General features: G+C 32.9%; 18 protein-coding genes. All 18 read left to right on the top strand.

All coding sequences use genetic code 11. The annotated features are described in order from the left end of the window. Positions 1-16: 16 nt before the first annotated feature. Entirely contained in the window at positions 17-670 is a 654-nt protein-coding gene (locus ABIN17_08120) for a DnaJ domain-containing protein (protein ID MEO0285015.1), read from the top strand. Beyond that, on the top strand, positions 639-2,645 hold the full coding sequence (locus ABIN17_08125; GenBank protein ID MEO0285016.1) for a hypothetical protein: 2,007 nt from the start codon (positions 639-641) through the stop codon (positions 2,643-2,645). The genes ABIN17_08120 and ABIN17_08125 overlap by 32 nt, the downstream gene beginning before the upstream one ends. Continuing rightward, positions 2,624-3,037 carry a LytR C-terminal domain-containing protein gene (locus ABIN17_08130; protein ID MEO0285017.1) on the top strand — a complete coding sequence of 138 codons (414 nt, stop codon included), beginning with the start codon at positions 2,624-2,626 and terminating at the stop codon, positions 3,035-3,037. Before ABIN17_08125 ends, ABIN17_08130 begins: the two co-directional genes overlap by 22 nt. Beyond that, entirely contained in the window at positions 3,028-3,381 is a 354-nt protein-coding gene (rsfS, locus tag ABIN17_08135) for a ribosome silencing factor (GenBank protein MEO0285018.1), read from the top strand. Before ABIN17_08130 ends, rsfS begins: the two co-directional genes overlap by 10 nt. Then, complete coding sequence (gene argS, locus ABIN17_08140; protein MEO0285019.1) at positions 3,359-4,936, top strand: arginine--tRNA ligase; 1,578 nt, start codon at positions 3,359-3,361, stop codon at positions 4,934-4,936. The genes rsfS and argS overlap by 23 nt, the downstream gene beginning before the upstream one ends. Continuing rightward, positions 4,936-5,610: an ATP-binding cassette domain-containing protein gene (locus tag ABIN17_08145; GenBank protein ID MEO0285020.1), complete on the top strand. Its 675-nt coding sequence runs from the start codon at positions 4,936-4,938 to the stop codon at positions 5,608-5,610. The genes argS and ABIN17_08145 overlap by 1 nt, the downstream gene beginning before the upstream one ends. 44 nt (positions 5,611-5,654) lie before the next feature. After that, positions 5,655-6,002: a hypothetical protein gene (locus ABIN17_08150; protein MEO0285021.1), complete on the top strand. Its 348-nt coding sequence runs from the start codon at positions 5,655-5,657 to the stop codon at positions 6,000-6,002. Beyond that, positions 5,999-6,349: a hypothetical protein gene (locus tag ABIN17_08155; GenBank protein ID MEO0285022.1), complete on the top strand. Its 351-nt coding sequence runs from the start codon at positions 5,999-6,001 to the stop codon at positions 6,347-6,349. Before ABIN17_08150 ends, ABIN17_08155 begins: the two co-directional genes overlap by 4 nt. 75 nt (positions 6,350-6,424) lie before the next feature. Further along, on the top strand, positions 6,425-7,093 hold the full coding sequence (locus ABIN17_08160) for a MotA/TolQ/ExbB proton channel family protein (GenBank protein ID MEO0285023.1): 669 nt from the start codon (positions 6,425-6,427) through the stop codon (positions 7,091-7,093). Between the two features lie 4 nt (positions 7,094-7,097). Beyond that, positions 7,098-7,604, top strand: coding sequence for a biopolymer transporter ExbD (locus ABIN17_08165; protein ID MEO0285024.1), 507 nt, complete (start codon positions 7,098-7,100; stop codon positions 7,602-7,604). Next, complete coding sequence (locus tag ABIN17_08170; protein MEO0285025.1) at positions 7,601-8,014, top strand: biopolymer transporter ExbD; 414 nt, start codon at positions 7,601-7,603, stop codon at positions 8,012-8,014. The genes ABIN17_08165 and ABIN17_08170 overlap by 4 nt, the downstream gene beginning before the upstream one ends. A 45-nt stretch (positions 8,015-8,059) precedes the next feature. Then, the gene (locus ABIN17_08175; GenBank protein MEO0285026.1) at positions 8,060-8,665 is read left to right on the top strand and encodes an energy transducer TonB; all 606 of its coding nucleotides are present in this window, start codon (positions 8,060-8,062) and stop codon (positions 8,663-8,665) included. Positions 8,666-8,681: 16 nt separating this feature from the next. Beyond that, entirely contained in the window at positions 8,682-11,864 is a 3,183-nt protein-coding gene (locus ABIN17_08180) for a TonB-dependent receptor (protein ID MEO0285027.1), read from the top strand. A 17-nt stretch (positions 11,865-11,881) separates the two neighbouring features. Further along, on the top strand, positions 11,882-13,984 hold the full coding sequence (locus ABIN17_08185; GenBank protein MEO0285028.1) for a T9SS type A sorting domain-containing protein: 2,103 nt from the start codon (positions 11,882-11,884) through the stop codon (positions 13,982-13,984). A gap of 15 nt (positions 13,985-13,999) precedes the next feature. Further along, positions 14,000-14,989, top strand: a complete 990-nt coding sequence (locus ABIN17_08190) for a PorV/PorQ family protein (protein MEO0285029.1) — start codon at positions 14,000-14,002, stop codon at positions 14,987-14,989. Positions 14,990-15,002: 13 nt separating this feature from the next. Then, positions 15,003-18,260 carry a hypothetical protein gene (locus tag ABIN17_08195; GenBank protein ID MEO0285030.1) on the top strand — a complete coding sequence of 1,086 codons (3,258 nt, stop codon included), beginning with the start codon at positions 15,003-15,005 and terminating at the stop codon, positions 18,258-18,260. 17 nt (positions 18,261-18,277) lie between these two features. Continuing rightward, positions 18,278-19,132 carry a hypothetical protein gene (locus ABIN17_08200; protein ID MEO0285031.1) on the top strand — a complete coding sequence of 285 codons (855 nt, stop codon included), beginning with the start codon at positions 18,278-18,280 and terminating at the stop codon, positions 19,130-19,132. A gap of 54 nt (positions 19,133-19,186) precedes the next feature. Continuing rightward, positions 19,187-20,038, top strand: an 852-nt coding sequence (locus ABIN17_08205) for a hypothetical protein (GenBank protein ID MEO0285032.1), incomplete at its 3' end; no start/stop codon positions are given.

Consider the following 20,038-nt stretch of genomic DNA (forward strand, 5'->3'; position numbering starts at 1 on the left):
TAATATAATATATAGGATGGAAGAATATAAAAATTATTACGAGATTCTGGGTGTAAAGATTACGGCTTCAATTGGGGAAATAGAAAAAGCTTATAGAAAACTTATAATAGATTTACATCCTGATAAATTTAAAAAATTTGGGGGAGAGGTTTATAAGAAGGCTGTGGAAAGGTTTACCCTTATAAATGAGGCATACAGTATTTTATCAAACCCTGATAAAAGGAAAAAGTATGATGAGATGTTAAAAAATGGTAATTTTACTCCGCCACAGATAAAAGCAAAAAAAATACAGGCGAGAAATGCTTTTAATATGGGAAAAGAAGTTTTTGAAAAAGGAGAATATGCAAAAGCGGGAATGTATTTTAAGTCAGCACTTTTACTTGACCCTCTTTTTCATGAAGCAAGAGCATACCTTGCAATAAGTTATGTAAGGTCAAACAGAAAAAAAGAAGAGGTTCTTGAAATTTTAAAAATATATGATAATCATATGGATGAAATTAATGATCCTGAACTATATTACATAATAGCGAGAGCATACCTTGCTGCAGGTGAGAAGAATAAAGCTAAGGAGGTTCTTGAAAAAGGTTTAAAACTTTTTAAAAATAATGATAAATTAAATAAACTGTATAAAGAAATTGGTGGAATTTTTAAAATTTTTCCTTTTAAATAATCTAATTTTAAATAATTTTGATTTAAAAAAAGTAGAATTTTGGAACAAAGCTACTTATTACATTTATGAACCAGATTCAGTATACAAATACTTAAAAAAGTTTTTAAACATTTCTGATTTTGAAGATTCTATAAAAGTTCTCCCCCTTTTTTTACTTTCCGGAATTGAACTCAAAAAAGAAAAACTATCAGATTACAAAAAATATTTTAATTATTTAGATGAAAGATACTTTAAATTACTTACAATTTTTGAAAATATCGAGAAAACTTTTTTTGAAAATGTTTCCTTAAAGGATACCTTTTTATATTATGCATATCTTTTAAATGCCATTAATTTTAAAAGGGAAATAAGTTTTGATTTTGTAAAAAAGGAACCTGAATTTTTATTTGCCTATTCCTTTATGAAGTTTAATTCAGGAAATATAAAGGAAGCTGAAAGATTTTTAAATGAATTTTTAAAAGATAAAAAGAATTATTTTAGCGTTTTTTATGATGATGCCCTTTACCTTTTATCTTTAATAGAAAGATTAAAAGGGAATGAGAGTAAAGAGATTTACTATCTTTTGAAAATAAAGGAGGAATTTCCCTTAACTGATTATAAATATGAAATTTTTTTACGACTTTTATCCTTATACTTTGATAGAGAAGAATATTCAAAAATACTTGAAATTAGAAATGAAGTTACCCCCTTTTTTAATCGGCTTATTCCATATTTTTACGCTTCTTTTGCTTTTGAAGGAAAGGTGGATTCTGCAGAAAATATAATAATGCTTCTAAAGGGAGAGGAAAGGAGAGATTCTATAAGATATTTTACAGAGGATAAACTTATAAAAAGGAAAAAATATGATATAGCTGAGAAAATTCTTGATAAATTTGAAAATAAAGAAAGTGAAAAATATTTTAAATTATCCCTTGATGTGTTTTTTTTGAATGAAAGGGATAATAGATTAAAGGAAATTTTTCTTAAAGAAAAAGATGAAAAAAGAAGATTCTGGATAAGTAAGACTCTTGGAAAGCTATATTTTAAAAAGGAAAATTACAGAGAGAGTAAAAAATACTATCAGATTGCATATGATATAATGAAAAAGGATGATATTTTATATTCCCTTCTTTTTACAAAATTTAAATTGGGTGAAATTGATGAGGAGAGTTTTTATAGGGATTTTTTGAAAGAAGCAAAAGATACCTTGTTAATAAAAAAGACCCGTTCAGATTTTCATTTTTATCTTAAAAAAAGGGACAGATTCAGGGATAGTGAGGAAAATTTAGTTTCCCTTTTAAATTTATGTAAGGATAAAGATGAGAAAAAATTTTTTCTTAAGGAGCTTTATGAAATTGAAAAATTTTTAAAAAATGATTCCCTTTTTCTTGAAGTTTTAAAGAAAAATTCTAAAAATGATATTTCTTCTTTTACCGCTCTTTTAGCCTTTGAGTATATGATAGAAAGAAATTTTCCAGAGGAAAAAGTTTTTTCCTTTCTTTCCAATTTTGAGATTGAAAGTAATGAAGATGGGAGAAAATTATTTTATAAACTCTCGGAACTTTATTTAAAAAAAGAAAAATTCAAGGAAGCAAAGGTTCTTTTAAAAGATTTGATTAATGAAAGGGATTCAATTTCAGATAAGGCAATATTAAAGTTAGGTGAAATATCCATAATAGAAAAGAATCTTTCCCTACTTGATACAGTTACAGATTACCTGGTTAATAATTTTGAAAAGGATAATCCTTTTATTTATTATTTTCTTGCTCAGAAAGAAGAATTTAAAGGGAATAATGAAAGGGCAATAGAACTTTATGAAAAAGCTGCAATAAATTTTAAAATGGATAGGAACGGTGCAGCAAGAATGCTTTTAAAAGCAGCTCTTATTTCCCCTCCTGAAAAAAAAGACCTTTATTTTAAAAGGGCTATAATCCTTGCAGAAGATGAAAAATTAAAAAAAGAAATAGAGGAAAAGTGGAAAAAGGAAATGTTTTGAATTTAAAATTAAAAATGTTAAAACTTATTATCCTCTTTTTGATACTATTAGAAACCTGCGATCTTGGAAAGGAAAAAATTTCACCTTCTGATATAAGGGTTGAAGTTCTTAATGCAACCGGAGAGTTTCATCTTGCAAGGATAATTTCAATGGAATTAAGAAGGAATGGTTTTGATGTGATAAGATTCAGTAATGCTGATGATACTTTAAGTAAAACTGTAATAATTGAGAGAAAAAGTCCTGATAAAAAATATGCAAAAATACTTGCTAATGTAATAGGTTTAAATAGAATAGACTTTGAGCCAGATCCACAGAGAATATGTGAGGTTACTCTTATCATAGGAAAGGATTATAAGAAGGTATTTAAGAATAATCTCCTTCTGTGGAAATAGCAAAATACATTTCAGAATTAATTTACAATAAAAAAGGTGAAAATATTTTAATTATTGATGTAAGGGATGTTTTAAAGGGGATATGTGATTACTTTATAATTGCAACCTCTCTCTCTGATGAGCATGCAAGAAGTATTGCTGATGAAATTGAGATGAAATTAAAAAAGGAAAAGGGAATTTTAATTAATCATATTGAAGGTTATGAAAATGGTAAATGGGTTCTTGTTGATGCAGGTGAAGTTGTTGTTCATATTTTTGATGAGGAAACAAGAAATTTTTATGACCTTGAGTCCCTTTATGAAAATAATAAAAAAATAAGATATGATGAGGTTAATAGAACTTAAAGATTTAATAAGGAAAATAGTTGAGGAAAAATTTGGAGAAAGTGTTAATTTTGAAATTGAAGAACCTTCAATAAAAGAGCTTGATGCAGATCTTTCTTTTCCAGCCTTTGAAATTTTAAAAAAGGATAAGGAAAAGCTTCATGGGTTAATTGAAGAATTAAAGAAAACTGATTTTTTTGAAAAGGTTGAACTCATAAAGGGATTTGTCAATTTAAAGATAAAAAAGGAAGTTATTTTTGATGCTGTAAAAATTCTTTTTAAAAGTCCAAAAAAATATTTTAAAGGTAATAAAAAAAAGGAAAAAGTTTTAATTGAATATATATCAGCTAATCCAACAGGTCCATTAAATGTGGCAAATGCGAGGGCTGCCTGTATAGGAGATTTAATGGTAAAGGCTTTCAGTATAAGTGGATTTATTTCCCATTCAGAATATTACTATAATGATGCAGGAAGACAGGTGGAGCTTTTAGGAATTTCTTTAAGAGAAAGGGTTAAGGAACTTAAAGGTGAAAACTTTCAAATTCCTGAAGATGGTTATCATGGAGAATATTTAAAGGATCTGGCAGGGGAATATTTAAGGAAAAAAAGCAATTTGAGTTTTGAAGAGTTTGCTTTAAAAAGAATAATAGAAATGCAGAAAAAGTCCCTTAAAAAATTTAAAACAGAATTTACAAATTATGTTTATGAAAGTGAAATAAGAAAAAGCTCTTTAATAGAGGAGACCCTTGAGAGGTTGAAAAATTATATATATAAGGAAGAAGGAGCTATTTTTTTTAAAAGCACGGAATTTGGTGATGAAAAAGATAGGGTCCTTGTTAAATCAAATGGTGAGTATACCTATTTTCTTACTGATATTGCCTATCATCTATATAAAATTAAAAGGGGTTATGATTATATTATAAACTTATGGGGTCCTGACCATCATGGATATATAAAAAGAATGGAAGGTGCTTTAAAAGCTCTTTCCTTTGAAAATTTTTATGTTTTAATTGTTCAGCAGGTAAATTTAAAAAGGGGAAATGAACTTTTAAGGATGAGTAAAAGAAAAGGTGAAATTTATTCCCTCTTAGATTTAATAGAGGAGGTTGGAAAGGATGCTGCAAGGTTTTTCCTTTTATTAAGGGCACCCTCTTCACCCCTTGATTTTGACCTTGAACTTGCCAAAAGGATGAGTATAGATAATCCTTTGTATTATGTTCAGTATGCCCATGCAAGGACAAATCAGATTATAGAGTTTGCTAAAAAAAAGGGTTTTGATGAGGTTTTTGTTCCCTTAAAAATAAATTTTGATGAAAAGGAAAGGGAAATTTTAAGAAAGATTTTTTTGTTTCAGGATATATATGAAAAAATAAGAAGGGGATTTTTGACACATCTTTTGCCAAATAAATTAATTGAACTTGCATCTACTTTTCATTCCTTTTACCAATCTGAAAGGATAGTTAATGAAAGGGATGAGGAAAAAACTTTAAAGAGGCTATTTATTGTTTATTCTTTAAAGAATCTTTTAAAATTTACCCTTAATTCAATGGGAGTAAGTGCACCTTTAAAAATGTAATGGAACCGATTGTCCAGTGTATAAAGGTTACAAAAATATATGAAGGGAGATTCAAAGCCCTTGATGATGTTAATTTAGAAATTAAAAGGGGAGAATTTGTTTTTATTGTAGGGCCAACAGGAGCAGGGAAAACTACTTTATTAAGGCATATTTATATGTCTGAATTTCCTGATGATGGAGAGGTAAGGGTTCTTGAGTATTCCTCAAGGTATGTAAAAAGAAAGGAGATAAACTTTTTGAGGAGAAAAATTGGGATAATTTTTCAAGATTTTAAACTTTTAAAGGATAGGAATGCTCTTTTAAATGTTTCACTTGCCCTTGAAGCAATTGGGGAGAATCCTAAGAAAGCAAGGGAAAAGGCTCTTAATATTCTATATAATCTTGGTATGCTTTCAAAGGCAGAGAAAAGCATTTATGAGCTCTCAGGTGGTGAAAAACAAAAAGTTGCTATAGCAAGGGCTCTTGTTAGGGAACCTGTAATTCTCATTGCAGATGAACCAACAGGTAATATTGACCCAAAAGCTCAGGAGGAGATAATGAGTTTACTTCAAGAAATTCATTCCAAAGGGACTACAATTTTAATGGCAACTCATAATTATTCTTTGATTGAAAAAATAAAGATTAAAAGAATTATATATATGGAATACGGAAAAATAAAAAGGGAACAAAAATGACACTTTTATTTGAAATTTTATTTTTTAATTTTTTAAAATAAACCATGTTTGATTTAACACCTCAGCAGGAATTCTTATACATAAGACTTTCAAGTTATGTTTTGCTTTTAGCAGTATTTTTGTTATGGTTTTCCTTTCTCTTAACCGGGATAATAGCAAGGAGATTTGAAAAGGTTTTAAGACTCAAAACTGGATGGCTTTTTATAATGGTTGCTCCAACAGGACTATTTCTTTATGGAATATTTTTCCTTTATTCTGCTTTTCAGGGTAAGGTAAAAATGAGTCCTGAAATGACTTTGATTTCTTACACACTTTTTTTTATTGGAGGTCTTTTAACCTTTATAAGTTTCAGGAGTTTTTTGAATGTGGTAAAGGGAGGGTTTAAAAGATGAAATTTGATTTAAGGGCTGAACTTTTATTTTTTGCAGGAACAATTTTATTTATGTTTTCTCTTTTTTATTTTTCAGGAATTCTTTCCAGGATGCTTTCTATTTTAAGAAAGCCAAGGTTTCTTACTCTTTTTCCAATGTTGGGTGCAATTTCTCTCCTTTTTGCTTCTCTGATTCATTTTTATAAAATTATTTTTGTATATCCAAGATTGAAGGTTGCAGGTTTTGAACTTTTTGAAATTTTACTTAATTCTTTTCAACTCACTTTTTTAGAAAATTTACTTTTCCTTATAAGTGCTTTCTTTTCCTTTTTTGCAACATCTATTTATCTTTACTGGGTCTCAAGATGAAGTTGTTGAAAACTTTTAAAAAATTTTTTAAAATACATCTTGGTTCAATTCCAGAAAATCCTTTTAAAAACTAAAATGAAAGGTATAATTCCAATTTTGTTAATCCACCAGGCACAAGGTGTGGTGCAGGGAATGGTTGATTATTTCCATAAAGGTGGAGGAGTAATGTGGCTTCTTTTAATTGTAGCAATTCTTGCCCTTGCAGTTATTATCGAAAGGTTTTACACATTATTCAGATTAAGGGTAAATCCAAGAAAGTTTGTGGTGGAAGTAATTGATATTATTGAGGGTGAAGGGGTTGGTGCAGCAATGGAGTTTTGTTCAAGAAATGCTTCAGTTGTGGCGAAAATCTGCCAGGCTGCTCTTGAAAAAGCAGGGGAATCAAGGGAAATAATTGAGGAAAATGTGGCAAGAAGGGCATCAGTAGAGCTTGCTTTTCTTGACAGGGGTATGTTATGGCTTGCTTCCTTTTCCACACTTGCTCCTATTTTGGGTTTCTTGGGAACAGTTACAGGTATGATAAGGGCTTTTGCAGCAGTGGCTGCAGCAGGTGAGGTAGAACCTACCCTTGTTGCTTCAGGAATTTCGGAAGCTCTGATTACAACAGCAACAGGTCTTTTGATAGCTGCTCCTATTGTGGTTTTTCATACATTTTTCTCTTCAAGGATAAATGCCTTCTCAAGAGAGATGGAGGAAGCAGCAAATACTTTAATTGAATACATTCTTGAATCCAAGGTAAAATAATAGTATGCCTGTTATAGGGAAGAAAATAAAGTATGAGCCTGAAATTCCGACAGCCTCAATGGCTGATATTGCTTTCCTATTGATCATATTTTTTATGGTTACTACAATTTTCTCAAGGGATAGAGGTTTAAAACTTATTTTGCCTGAAAAATCGGAAGAAAGTGTTGTAAAAATTAAAAAGGAGAATCTTTTATCCATATTCATAAATCCTGAAGGTAAAATTTTCTTAAGGGATGAATTAACTGAGACTCCTTTTAGTGATTTGAGAAGAAGAATAAAAGAGGATATACTTAACAATCCTGATAAAATTGTTATTTTTATTAAAACGAATGTTAAGGCACCTTATAATGTAATGATAGATGTATTTGATGAAGTTTTACTTGCCTATGAAAAAGCTGATTCAACAATGTGGAAAAGAGGACTCCTTGACAAGAATGGAAATGGAATATTAGATGAGGATGAAAGAATTCCAAGGAAAATTTCTATTAAAGGAATTGGAGAGGAAACATGAAGATTGAAAGGATTGAAAGACCAAGAGCAGTTATTCCAACAGCCTCAATGGCTGATATTGCATTTTTACTTATTATATTCTTTATGTTAACAACTGTTTTTAGAAAGGAAAAGGGTTTAAAGACACTCCAATTTCCTCAGGCTGAGCAGACACAGAGAATTAAGAAGCACAAGCATCTTTCTTATGTCTGGATTTCTAATAGAGGAGATATTTTTGTTCATGATTTGCCTACTGATACAAGTTTTATCAAAAGGGAATTTCAACAACTTGTTTTTGAAGATCCCCAGCTTTTGACCATGATAATGGCAGATAAGAGGGTGGAGTATAGGTATGTAAATATGGTAATTGAAGCCTTAAGGAGTGCGAAGGCTTTAAGGGTAAGTTTCAGAACTGATTTTGAGAAAAAATGAAAATTTTAATTGACAAATTAATAATTTTTGCATTAAAATACTAAAATGTTTGATCCAAGAGAAAAATATGATCTTATATTTCAGATATCCCTATCAATAACTTTAGTAATATTTATCCTTCTATTTATAGGGCTAAAAGTAAGTGTAAATCCGTATGTTTCGAAGGGTGCAAGAGAAATAATTGTTGAGAATATACAACAGGAAACTATGGAACTTGAGCTTCCTCAACCTCCACCTAAACCGAAGATAGCAGTTGAGATAGAGGAGGCTGAGCCACAGGAAGAAAATGTCCAGGAAACGATAGGAGAGACAACGGGTGATATTGAGGAGATTATACTTCCGACCCCTGAGCCAGGTCAGGTTTTCAATGAGTTTGAAGTTGAGGAAAAGCCTGTTTTAATTAAAAAGGTTGACCCCGAATATCCAGAGGTAGCGAGGCAGCTTGGTATCCAGGGTAAGGGTAGGGCATTGGTAATAGTAGGACCTGATGGAAGGGTGGTTAAAATTGAGAGCATAGTGGTTGATAATGAGATTTTTAGAGAACCTATAGAAAAGGCTGCATTACAGTGTATTTTTAAACCCGCAAAGCAAGCAGGTATTCCTGTTTCAGTTAGGGTTGTTATTCCTTTTATATTTAAATTAACAAAATAGAAAAGGAGGTAAATTTATGGATCTAAAGCTAAAAAGTATTTTCCTGCTCATAGGTGTATTTTTAACTATCCTATGGGCAGGAACAACCGGTAAAATTTCCGGTCGTGTAACAGATGCCACGACCGGTGAGGGTCTCCCTTTTGCAGTTGTTAGGTTAGTAGGAACGCAATTAGGTGCTTATACTGATGATCAAGGTTATTATGTTATTTTAAATGTTCCTCCTGGAACATACAATATAGAGGTAACATATGCTGGTTATCAGCCAGGTCTTGTTAAAGGTGTAGTTGTTGAAGCTGATAGAACAATAGAGGTAAATATTGGTTTAAAGCCTACAACTGTTGAGGTGGAGCCAATTGTCGTTGAGGCTAAGGAAAAACTCATAAGACCAGACATTCCTGAATCAAGAAAGATAATGAAGGGTGAAGAAGTAGCCCAGATTCCTGTTATGAATATTCAGAGTGTTGTTGAAATTTCAGTTGGTGTTGTGGAAAGGGGAGGGCTCCATATAAGGGGTTCAAGACCTGAGGAGGTTGTTTATGTTGTGAATGGAGTTGAGGTTAGAGACCCCTTTACTGCTTTTACTGCTCCTGGAATTCCCCTTCTTGCTATGGAGGAAGCTGGTGTTTCAACGGGTGGTTTTGATGTGGATCAGGGTGCAGCAGCAGGAGGAACTATTAATTTGGTTACAAAGGGAGGTGGGGAGAAATATGATTTTGCTTACAGATTTTCCACAACAAATTTAAGTTTCCTGGGTGATCAAATTAATGGATTTTTAAATGCAGAAAGGGGAGATTACATAAGGGACTTTTTACTTGGATATAACAGAGACTTAAAAGCTACTACAGGTAAAAGGCACAGAAGAGATGAAATCTTAAATGAATTTTCATTATCAGGTCCTATGCCCTTTTTAAATAGAAAAGCTGCTAACTTTCTTATAAGTGGTGATTATCAGACCCATAAAGGAAGGTTCCCTGTATATTCAGAAGAGAATAAGAGAGTGAAAAACTGGGGTTTATCTTTCAGGTTTGATACAAGACTGACTCAGTATCTCCTTTTATATTTAACAGGTTTTTACAGATATGAAAGATTTGGAGAGTATGATCCTCAGTTTAGATTTATGCCTGATTTGAGGTATGAATTTTTAAGGAGAATGAGGAGTTTTTCAGGTGGTATTAACTGGCTTGTAGCTCAGAAGTATATGAATGAGATAAATTTTGGTTATTTTGGAAGGGATTTAAAGAGGAATATTTTTGAGGATATAGATAAAGATGGTGTTGATGATTTTGATGATAGGGATCTTGATGGATTTCCTGAAATAGACATTGATTATTTTAAGAGAGTTTATTATGATTCAATTAAGGGTAAGTGGATTATAGATAACAATTACTGGTATGGAATAGATTCGGTTGCTAAAATGACCAAGGTTGATAGGAAATATTTTAATGTGAATGAAAAAGAGGGTTATGTCGAGCTTCCTTTCTACTGGTGGGAAGATTTTGTTTATGGTTTTTATCCTGGTCAGAGTGCTGCACATCCTGAATGGTGGCCAACTGATCCAGGAGCCCCTTTAAACAGATATGGATGGGGGCAGAGTTTTGTTCAGGATTTTGATGTTATTGTAGTTAAGTTGCCAAACGGTAAAATTGATACTTTTGTAGATATGCAGGGTGTGATTTATCCTTATCCAATTAAACCGGATTGGCTCTTTTTTGAGAATGAAAGAATAGATTCTCTTCCTTTAGGCTCACAGATTTTGGATACAATTCTTTCTGTTGGTAATCTTTATTTACCATATCCTCACAATTTTGAGAGGGACCAGTGGGGTTATTTAAGAAATTCTCATCTTACCTTTTCCTGGAAGATGACAGCTCAGCTTACAAAGAAAACAAAAACTGCTCCAGGTCATGAACTTTTAGTTGGTGCTGAATATAAAAAGATTAATTTGATGGTTTATGATGTGGATTTTGCTTCAGGTGGAAATATTTATCTCCAGATGGTTAATCCGCCACTTTCAAAAAGACCCTTTGATACAACTTATAATTTTGTTGATTTTCTGAATTCCCATAAAGTTAAACCCTATCAGGTAGCCTTTTATCTCAGAGATAAAATTGAAATGGAAGGAATGTGGGCAAGGGTTGGTGTGAGGTTTGATCTAATAGATAATGATGGATACTATTCACCGATTCTTGAATCAAAACCACAGGAAGCATTTATAACAGATCCTGTTTATGGAGTGAGATATTTCTCAGAGGCAGAAAATACAAAACCTTACTGGATAATATCCCCGAGAGTTGGTGTTTCTCATCCGATTACTGAGAGAGATGTTCTGCATTTTACCTATGGACATTATTATCAGATACCGCCTTATAACCAAACAAATTTCAATTATATTGTGACAGGTGCATTTCCAATAATTGGAAATCCAAGATTAAAACCAGAAAAGACTGTTTCTTATGAGTTAGGAGTTAAGCATGGTTTTACAACAGATTTTATAATTGATATAACAGCATTCTATAAAGATATTCAGAACTGGGCAAGGACAAAATTTTATAAAGTTGATCCATTAACAAATGTAACTACATTTTATAATGAGGATTATGGATCTTCAAGAGGAATTGGTGTTGAGATATTAAAAAGGCCAGGAGGTGTATTTATTCCCTATTTATCTTTGAATATAAACTATACCTTCCAAGTAGCAAAAGGTTCCTTTTCTTCTCCTTATCTTGGTTATTACTGGCAGTGGCTTGGTTATCCTCTTCCTCCAAAGGAATCTCCTCTTAACTGGGACCAGACCCATTCTGTAAATGCTATTTTCTCATGGATTGTTCCTCAGAATAAGAGATTTCTTGGTTTATCTGACTGGGGAGCTACGCTTCAGTTTGCTTATGGTTCTGGATTCCCATGGACACCTCCTATAAGGTCTGAGAGAGATGCAATTGAACTTATTAATTCAAGAAGATTACCTTCAACAAAGAATGCAGACCTTAGGTTATTTAAGAATTTCCCTCTATGGAGAGGTAATTTACAGGTTTTTATGGATATTTATAATGTCTTTAATACAAAAAATCTTGGAGGCATTTATGATGAAAACTGGTATGACCAGTTTAAAGACCCTGAGGGTGAGGTAAAGGATTTGAGTGTATGGGAGCCGAGAAGACAGACAAGAATTGGATTTTTCTTTGAAATAGGCGGATTCTAAAAAGGAGGAATTTAATTATGAAGAGATTAATTTTTGTTTCCCTTTTGATGGTTGGGAGTGTTTTTTCCTCCAATAAAATTGCCCCTAAGTCAGGCGGAGTTCATGTTTTAAAGGGTCCTCGAGCGATATTTAACCAGACAATACCTGAAGCCTGGAACTGGATGAGTAATTATGGATTTATGGGTGGGGAGGGTGCTGGTGGTTTATGGGGGTTATCCTGGCCTGGTGGTGCTGCTGTAAACAATTATTACTTATGGCTTTCCTATTTTCTTGTTGGGGCAAAAGTTGGCAGTGAGTATTATGTAACTCAGGCTGATTATACAGCTAATGAATGGAGTCCTTGTGAAAATTTTAAGGAGTATGTTGGTCCTGGAAAGTCAGTTGTTGATATTGTTGTGTGTTTTAATGATTGTAAGTCAAATTCAAGGAATTCCCCTGGTAGGCGTCTTGGTGTAAAGGTTTTATGGAGAGTTCTTACTTGGCCTAATGAACCATATAATGATTTTATAGCCTATGAACTTTATATAACATTTAATAAAGATTCTTCAGATATTCCTGGTATAGGAAATCAGTTAGATTCCTTTTTTGTAGGGATGTGGTATGATTGTGATGTTTCCGGTGCTGATGCAAGTAACCCGCATATTGATGATCTTGTTCATTTCACAGGTTGGACAAATAATGAGTGGAGTAATAATTTTAAATTTCCACCATATTCTGATAAGGTAAGCTTCTATGGAGTAAGAGATTCATTCTTAACTTTCTCAGATGGTATAGATGACAATTACTTCATATGGGGTGATGATGAGATGGAACATATAGGAACAACCTGTGTGTCAAAGATACCTGTTAGAAAACCGAATAATACTTATGATACTGTTTTAGGTTATCTTATTCCCTATGGTATGAGTTATATTTATGATGGAGATGATCCTGCTGTTCCTGGAAACGATGAAGGAGAGGGAGGAAAGTCTGCTGGATATTGTTTTGGAGCTTTCATTTATGCTCCTCCTTCTGTTTCTGATTCTATATGGATTGATAATGGAGATACATGTAGGATAGTGAGACCTTTTTCCCATCAATGGTGGAACTGGGAATCTGACCCTGGAACTGACCTTGATAGATACAGATATATGAAAGGAAAACATCCTGCAACACAGGGATATAGATATGCCCCCCATCCATATGATTTAAACGCTTCAGAGTTTGATTATAGGTTTTTAAATACAGTTGGTCCATATACTCTTAGAAGTGGAGATACTCTGAAATTTGTATGGATTGCCGGTGTTGGTCAGGGTTTAGATGGTGGAATTGATAATTACTGGGGAAGGGGGTGGATAAGGGGAGCAAGACAAACACTTGAGTGGGCATACAGGGCATATTATGCTGGTAATCCTGGGGATCCTGCTCATCCAACTGCTCCAAAGTTTGATCCTGCGAAAGATAATCACTGGAAGATCCCGATACCGCCTCCTGCTCCTCTTTTAAAATATCAACTAACAAAAAAAGGAGTTCTTCTTGTATGGGATAATTCAGCAGAGGCTTATGTTGATCCCTTAAAGCAGAGACCTGACTTTCTACTTTACAGAGTATACAGGAGTATTTTCGAACCCAGGAATTTTTCTTTGATGGCTGAAGTTAAAAGGGACGAACTGGGAGGAATTTCCCATAGTTTTCTTGATACAACAGCACAAGTAGGATTCCCATACTTTTATGTTGTTACAGCAATGGATGAAGATTCTCTTGAATCTCCAATGGTTAATTACAAGAAAAATCCTGATGGAAGTGCGGTTCCTCTTTACATTACTACGGAACCTGCTGAAAAAGGAGATCTTTCACAGGTAAAAGTTGTTCCTAATCCTTTCCTTGGTTCAGCAAAATGGTCTGCAACTGAGTTATACAGTAAAATTGAATTTCAGAACCTTCCTCCTATTTGTAAGATTTATATATTTACAGCCAGTGGAAAACTTGTAAAGATGCTTGACCATAAGAATTTAACAGGAACAGAATCCTGGGACCTTTTAAATGAAAATGGAGTTAAGGTTTCTTCAGGATTATATTACTATAAAGTTGAAACTCCTGAAGGTAATTCAAAGGTTGGAAAGTTTGTAATACTTGATTAAAAGGAGGTAATTTTAATGAGAAGGTTTTTAACTTTCCTTATTTTATTCCCACTTTTGCTTTTTGCACAGCAAAAGGTGGGAAATGTGGGTGCTGATTTTCTTTCTATTCCTCTTTTGCCTGAAGCAATGTCAATGGGTGGTGCATACACTGCTGTTTCAAGTGGTGCTTCAAGTGTTTTTTGGAACCCATCTGGAACTGCTGATGTAAAAGGTTATGAAATTTATACTGGTTATACTATGTGGTTTGAAGATACAAAGGTTCCTTATTTATCTATTGTTAAAAGTCAAGGATTTTATGGTAATTTCGGTCTATTTATTTCCGGTTTCTTTACTGGAAAGATGGAGGAGTGGACAACAGATGGACCTACAGGAAACACATTCAGTTATAATGCCTATCAAATTGGATTGAATTATTCAAGATATTTTACCGATAGATTTACAGCGGGTGTATCTATTAAGATGGTTAGAGAAAATTACGGACCCTATTCTTCAACTCAGGGAGTTGCTTTTGATGCTGGAACTCTTTTTAATACTGGACTTTATACAATAAAACTTGGAATGGCATTTTTGAATCTTGGTCCTGAGCTTAAGCCCGATGGTAAATATATTCAGTATATTTATGAAGGCGGACAGATGAAGGAGAATGAAAGGGAATTTATGAGTTATCCTCTTCCAACAACCTTTAAACTGGGGCTTGCCTTTGAACCCTATACTTCAAAATTCTTAAAAGTTACGGGTGCTATTGAACTTCTTCACCCCACTGATTATAATGAGAGTTTTCATACAGGAATTAAATTTGATTTTAATACAATTTATATTTCAACAGGATACTATTATCTTATAGGGCAGAGGGTAATAGAGGAAAAGTTTAAGGAGGGAGGTTTTTCTCTTGGCTTTGGGTTAAATGCGCCAACAAAGTTAGGAACTATAAAGATTAATTATTCCTTTAATGATATGGGAATTTTGCCTGATGTTAATAGATTTTCTATTAACTTCAGTTTATAAAGGAGGTTAAAAAATGAAGAAGTTATTTTTGTTATCATTGATACTTTTTTTGCCTTTACATTCTTATACAATAGGTCAAAAAAAATCACAAATCTTCTTAAGATGGGGTATAACACTTGCTTTTTATCCTCAGGATGTAATTGCAAGGGTGATTGACAGAGTTCAATATGAAGAAGGAGGAACTTTAAAAGATCTTAACTTTGTTGTATGGACTCCTTATGAGAAAATTTTAGTAAAAAGATTTAAAATTAATAAAATATCCGGTAATTTACCTCAAAGGAAATATGGATGGTTAATAGCTTCTGGAATAGGTATTTATAGAACAGCTTCTCTTGATAATACAAATCTTCTTGCCTTTTCAAAGATTATTCCTGGTAAAATAATTGATTTTGACGTATCATATAAAAAGAGTGGTTCAGTTTATATCCCTCAAAATGTTTTTTGTGTGGACTCTTTGGGAGATATTTTACTATATAATTCAACAACAAATACTGTTTCAGTAATAGACACGAATCATAATGCCTTATCAATTTCTCTTGTGCCTGGAAAGATTGATACTATTATTTACGTTGGAAGAAGTGATGGTGTCTATTTTGCTAAAATTAATGACAATTATCAGACTTGGAATAAAGTTGGTGATCTAAGTGAGAGAGTGAATATTCTTTATGCAACAAGTTCCTTTATTCTTGCTGCTACCCCTTCAGGTTTATTTAGATGGGATGGAACAAACTGGACCCAGATAAATAATTTAACTATTAATTCAATTAAAGGGACAGGATTAACAAATAATAGAATATATATAGGGACAAGTTCAGGGGCTTATTATTCTGATGATAATGGATTAACCTGGGTTTCAATAAATGCTTTTTCTGGCAAAGATGTTATTGCACTTACTGAAAAAACTTCAGGTTCCTATCCAGGTCTTGGAACTTTCTTTGCTGTTATAAGGAATGATGGAGTTTATGATGACCTTGGAAATCATTTTACATCGGGTCTTGATGCATTTCTTAATTATGGTGCTTTGAATGGTTTTGATGTTGAATCTGATAATTTTGGTAGAATATGGTATGCTTGTGAGGCAGGACTTTTTTATCTTAAAGATTTTGGAGGAGGTAATTACGGATGGAATTTCAATCCTGGAATTGAGGAACAGTATGACCCACAAAAACCTGAAACTTCAACTATGATAGGGGTAAATGTTGCTGATGAGATTGTAAATGCTTTCCTTTCTGCATTCAAGCCTTTATTTAATGATACTCTCTATATAGATTTAGAAAAAATCAAATCTATGTTTTTAAATTATTTTGGTGCTTCTTATCCTGAGGATACTTTTCATTTTGTTATTAACCCATACTTAGTAACTCCACCTGATCCAAATGGTAGTCCTCCTTATAAGCCTTCTGATATACTCCCTGTATCACTCTTTACTTTGCATGATAGATGGCAGGACAATCCTCAAGAGTTAAAAGATGCCATATATGTAAAAGTTGGTTTCGAACTACTTGGAAAAGTTGGTGGTTTTCTATCTCTTACAGATCTTGAAAAGAAATTTGTATTTGATTATCAGTTTGTCAACAGGGGACTCTTTAATTTGAAACCAAAGGAAAATAAGCTTGTAAGAAAAGGTTTTGCTACTCTATTAATAGGTAATTACAAATATGAGGTGGATGGAGCTCCTATAACTGGAATTCCTGGTATTTTTGATTTTACTGAATATTATGATTCTACTGGAACCAATGTAGATATGAATAATATTTCAAAGTATCATGGGGAAGGAGAGCCTGAGGCTAATGAATTTAGCACTGCAAGAATATTTACTCTTTTAGAATATATAAAGGAAAAGTATGGAATATCAAAAATTGACACACTCTTTAGAGACACTTCAACATCTTTAGAAAGATTTAAACCTTACATTTCTCAATGGGCAATTGCTAATGCAAAAAAGGATTATACCTTATTTGTATCTTTCCCAAAAGAGGAATCTACAACAGAGTTGAGATATGCATTTATTGAACAAGAGCCTTTTTCCTATGTAATTTATAATCATAATCCTGATGCAAGCACACATATTCTTAGATTAAGTTTTCCCGATGATGCTTCCTATTTTGATGCTCAGGGTAACTGGATTTCACCTATTGAGGTCTGGAATATAAATTATAAAGTTGATAATACAATAGAGGTTACTAAACTTTTCCCTGAGAATACCTTGAGACATACATATTCTGTTCTTTTGAATGATAATACAGTATCCTTAAAACAGCAAATTGTGGTTGTAAATACTGATCTTGAAAAGGTTTTCAGCACTGCAAGGGGAAGAGATTTAGAAGTTCCGTACCCCATTTTGATGGTTTTCCAGAACCCTGCTGTTGATAACTTTGTTGATGTATATCTCTGGAGTAGAAGAAAGGTTTATAAGGATGTTAATGAGGAAGGTGTGGAACTAACAATTTCAGAAGGTGGAAGGGTTATTGATGTTGATGAAAATCTTACAAACCTTGCAGGTTCTGCTCCAATTGCTCTATTTACTACATCAAAGGAACTTAAGAGGAAAAGCACTATCTATAACTTTAATGCTTATGTAGAAGATACAACAGGTAATGGAGCACAAGTTGTTATTTCTGTTCCTGTTTTTTATGTAACTGGTGGAGGGACTTTTGCTTCTTCTGATGGTTCTATTAAAGTTAATATTCCATCCAATATAAATAATTCCTTCATGCTTACTTTTTCAAGAAATGATAAAATTGCTTTTGATTACATTGTTCCTGGTTCAGCAGAAGGTTATTCAGATATTATAACAATTGGGCAGAATGGAAAAAGAATTTCCTCTAACTTTAGAGTGGAGATTATTGATCCTTCATTGAAAAATGAGGGAGTTACCTTTTATAGATATGAAAGTGGGATTGGTTGGATTCCTGTTGAGGGAATTGTTGATAGGAACGAGGGGAAATTCCTTTTTGAGACAAACACTTTTGGAGTATTCCAGGTAAGAAGCGGTGGAGGAGGTTTAAATACTCCATTGATAAAAGCCCCACCTATTATTAAAAAAGAAGAGGCAAAAATTTCCTTTTATATTCCTTTTAAAAAGAATGTTGAATTATCCCTTTATAATTCATCAGGAAGAAAGATTTCTGAATTACTTAAAGGTGAAAAAGAGCCTGGAATTTATGAATTTACTCTTAATATTCCTTCTCAGGGCACTTATTTCATAGTAGCTGATATTGATGGATTTTCAAAAATTAAAAAGAAAGTTATCGTTTTAGATTCTAAATAAGGAGGGTTAAAATGAGAATGAAAACTTTTTTATCTTTAACTTTGGTTTCTATGATATTTCTTACAGCCTGTAAAAAGGTAGAAACTCAATTTTCACCTGAACCCTCAAGAGATGAACTTCTTAAAAAAGCGTGGTTCTATTATGATAAGGGAGATTTTGCAAGTGCTGAATTCTGGTTTGATTCTCTTATAACATTAAACCTTCAAGATAGAGAGGCTCTTCTTGGCAAAGGCTACACGCTTATGGAAAGAGAAAATTATGATCTTAGTTCAGCACTTTCTTATTTTTCTCTAATTCTTGCTCTTGACGGAATTTCTTTAGTTGAAAAAAGATTTAAGGAGGTTGCAACAATAGTTCAGGGTCCCTCTCTTCCATATGGAGCGACTTGGGCTATAAAAACAAAAAAGAGAAATATTGTTTGGGTATCAAGTGTGATTGAAGCACCTGCAAATGTTAAAATTCCCTTTTATTTTGATGATACCCTTGTTTACTTTAAAGGCAGTGCTCCTGATACAGTAACTTTTATAGATTACAGCTATTATGTGCCCCAGATGGGAACAGATGATAAATTTTTATGGGCTTGGGCAGGTATAGGATTTATATATCTTGCTCAGGACAAAAATTCACTTGCTGCTGAATACCTCTATTCTTTGGCAAAAAGAAGTAGAGCTTTTTACTTCCCACATTATCCTTTTATAAAATTTACAAATATTATTGGTTCTGCTGCTTATGCTTATTTCAAGGAAGGTCTATTCGGAAATGCAGTTGATGTTTTGAAACTTTCTGGCTGGAATGATTATCCTCAGGATCCCTTTGACCCTCTTTCCCGTTTAAAAATTCTTTTAAAAATTGAAGAGTTAATGAATGATTGATTAAAATTAAAAAATAAAATGGGTTCAAATCCCATAAAAAAAGGAGGTTTTTAAATGAGTAATTATAAAAAAATAATAGGAGGAATGCTAATAACTACATTCCTCCTTGCGGGCTATATAACTCCTACTGTGAAGACACATTTTGTTATTGAGAAAGATGTGGTGAGTTCTCTTGACTATTATCTTGCATCTCCTCCTGCATATACCACCTTAACAATAGAGTTTGTTGATACTATGCCAAACGAGTATTCAACCCTTTATACTGCTGAAAAACCAATAAATACATCACCAGACCAATCCTGTGTTTTCTTCACTTACAGAAGGTTATCAGATAATCTAAACTATCCAGGTTCAGGTTGGTTAGCTCTTACATTTACAAAGGATGGTGGAATGACATGGAGCAGAGTATGGCCTTACAATGATGATGGTGGAGGAAGGTATCCACAGGTTGGTCCATGGATGGGTAACTGTGATACATTCATATGCTCTTATGCAAATGTATCTCCTGGTTATGGTGCTTCAATAGCAACTGTTCCATCAGATGGTGACCTCAGTCAGGGGAATATTATAAAGTATTATTATGCAACGACTACCTTTGTTGGTTTTCAGAGTTTTGCAACTGGTTCAAATGACCTTGCCAATTATGTAAACTGGATGATAGGTGCTGATAATAACTATTTTACTCACTGGTGGTGGAGGTTAGGGTTTATTGATCCAGATCCTCCTGCAGTGGTATTTCCTAACTATCCTGGTCAAGTTTGGAATATGGATTATTTAGGTGGAACACTTGCAGCACTTGTAAGTCCTGATACAGTAAAAGTTTCTTATGATGATGGTGCGACCTGGTCAAGTATTTTTCTTAATGTTCAGATTCCTATTGATACATTTACTTTTTCTTATGATAAT

The sequence above is a fragment of the candidate division WOR-3 bacterium genome (assembly GCA_039803925.1).
In the GTDB taxonomy this organism is placed as follows: Bacteria; Hydrothermota; Hydrothermia; order Hydrothermales; family JAJRUZ01; genus JBCNVI01.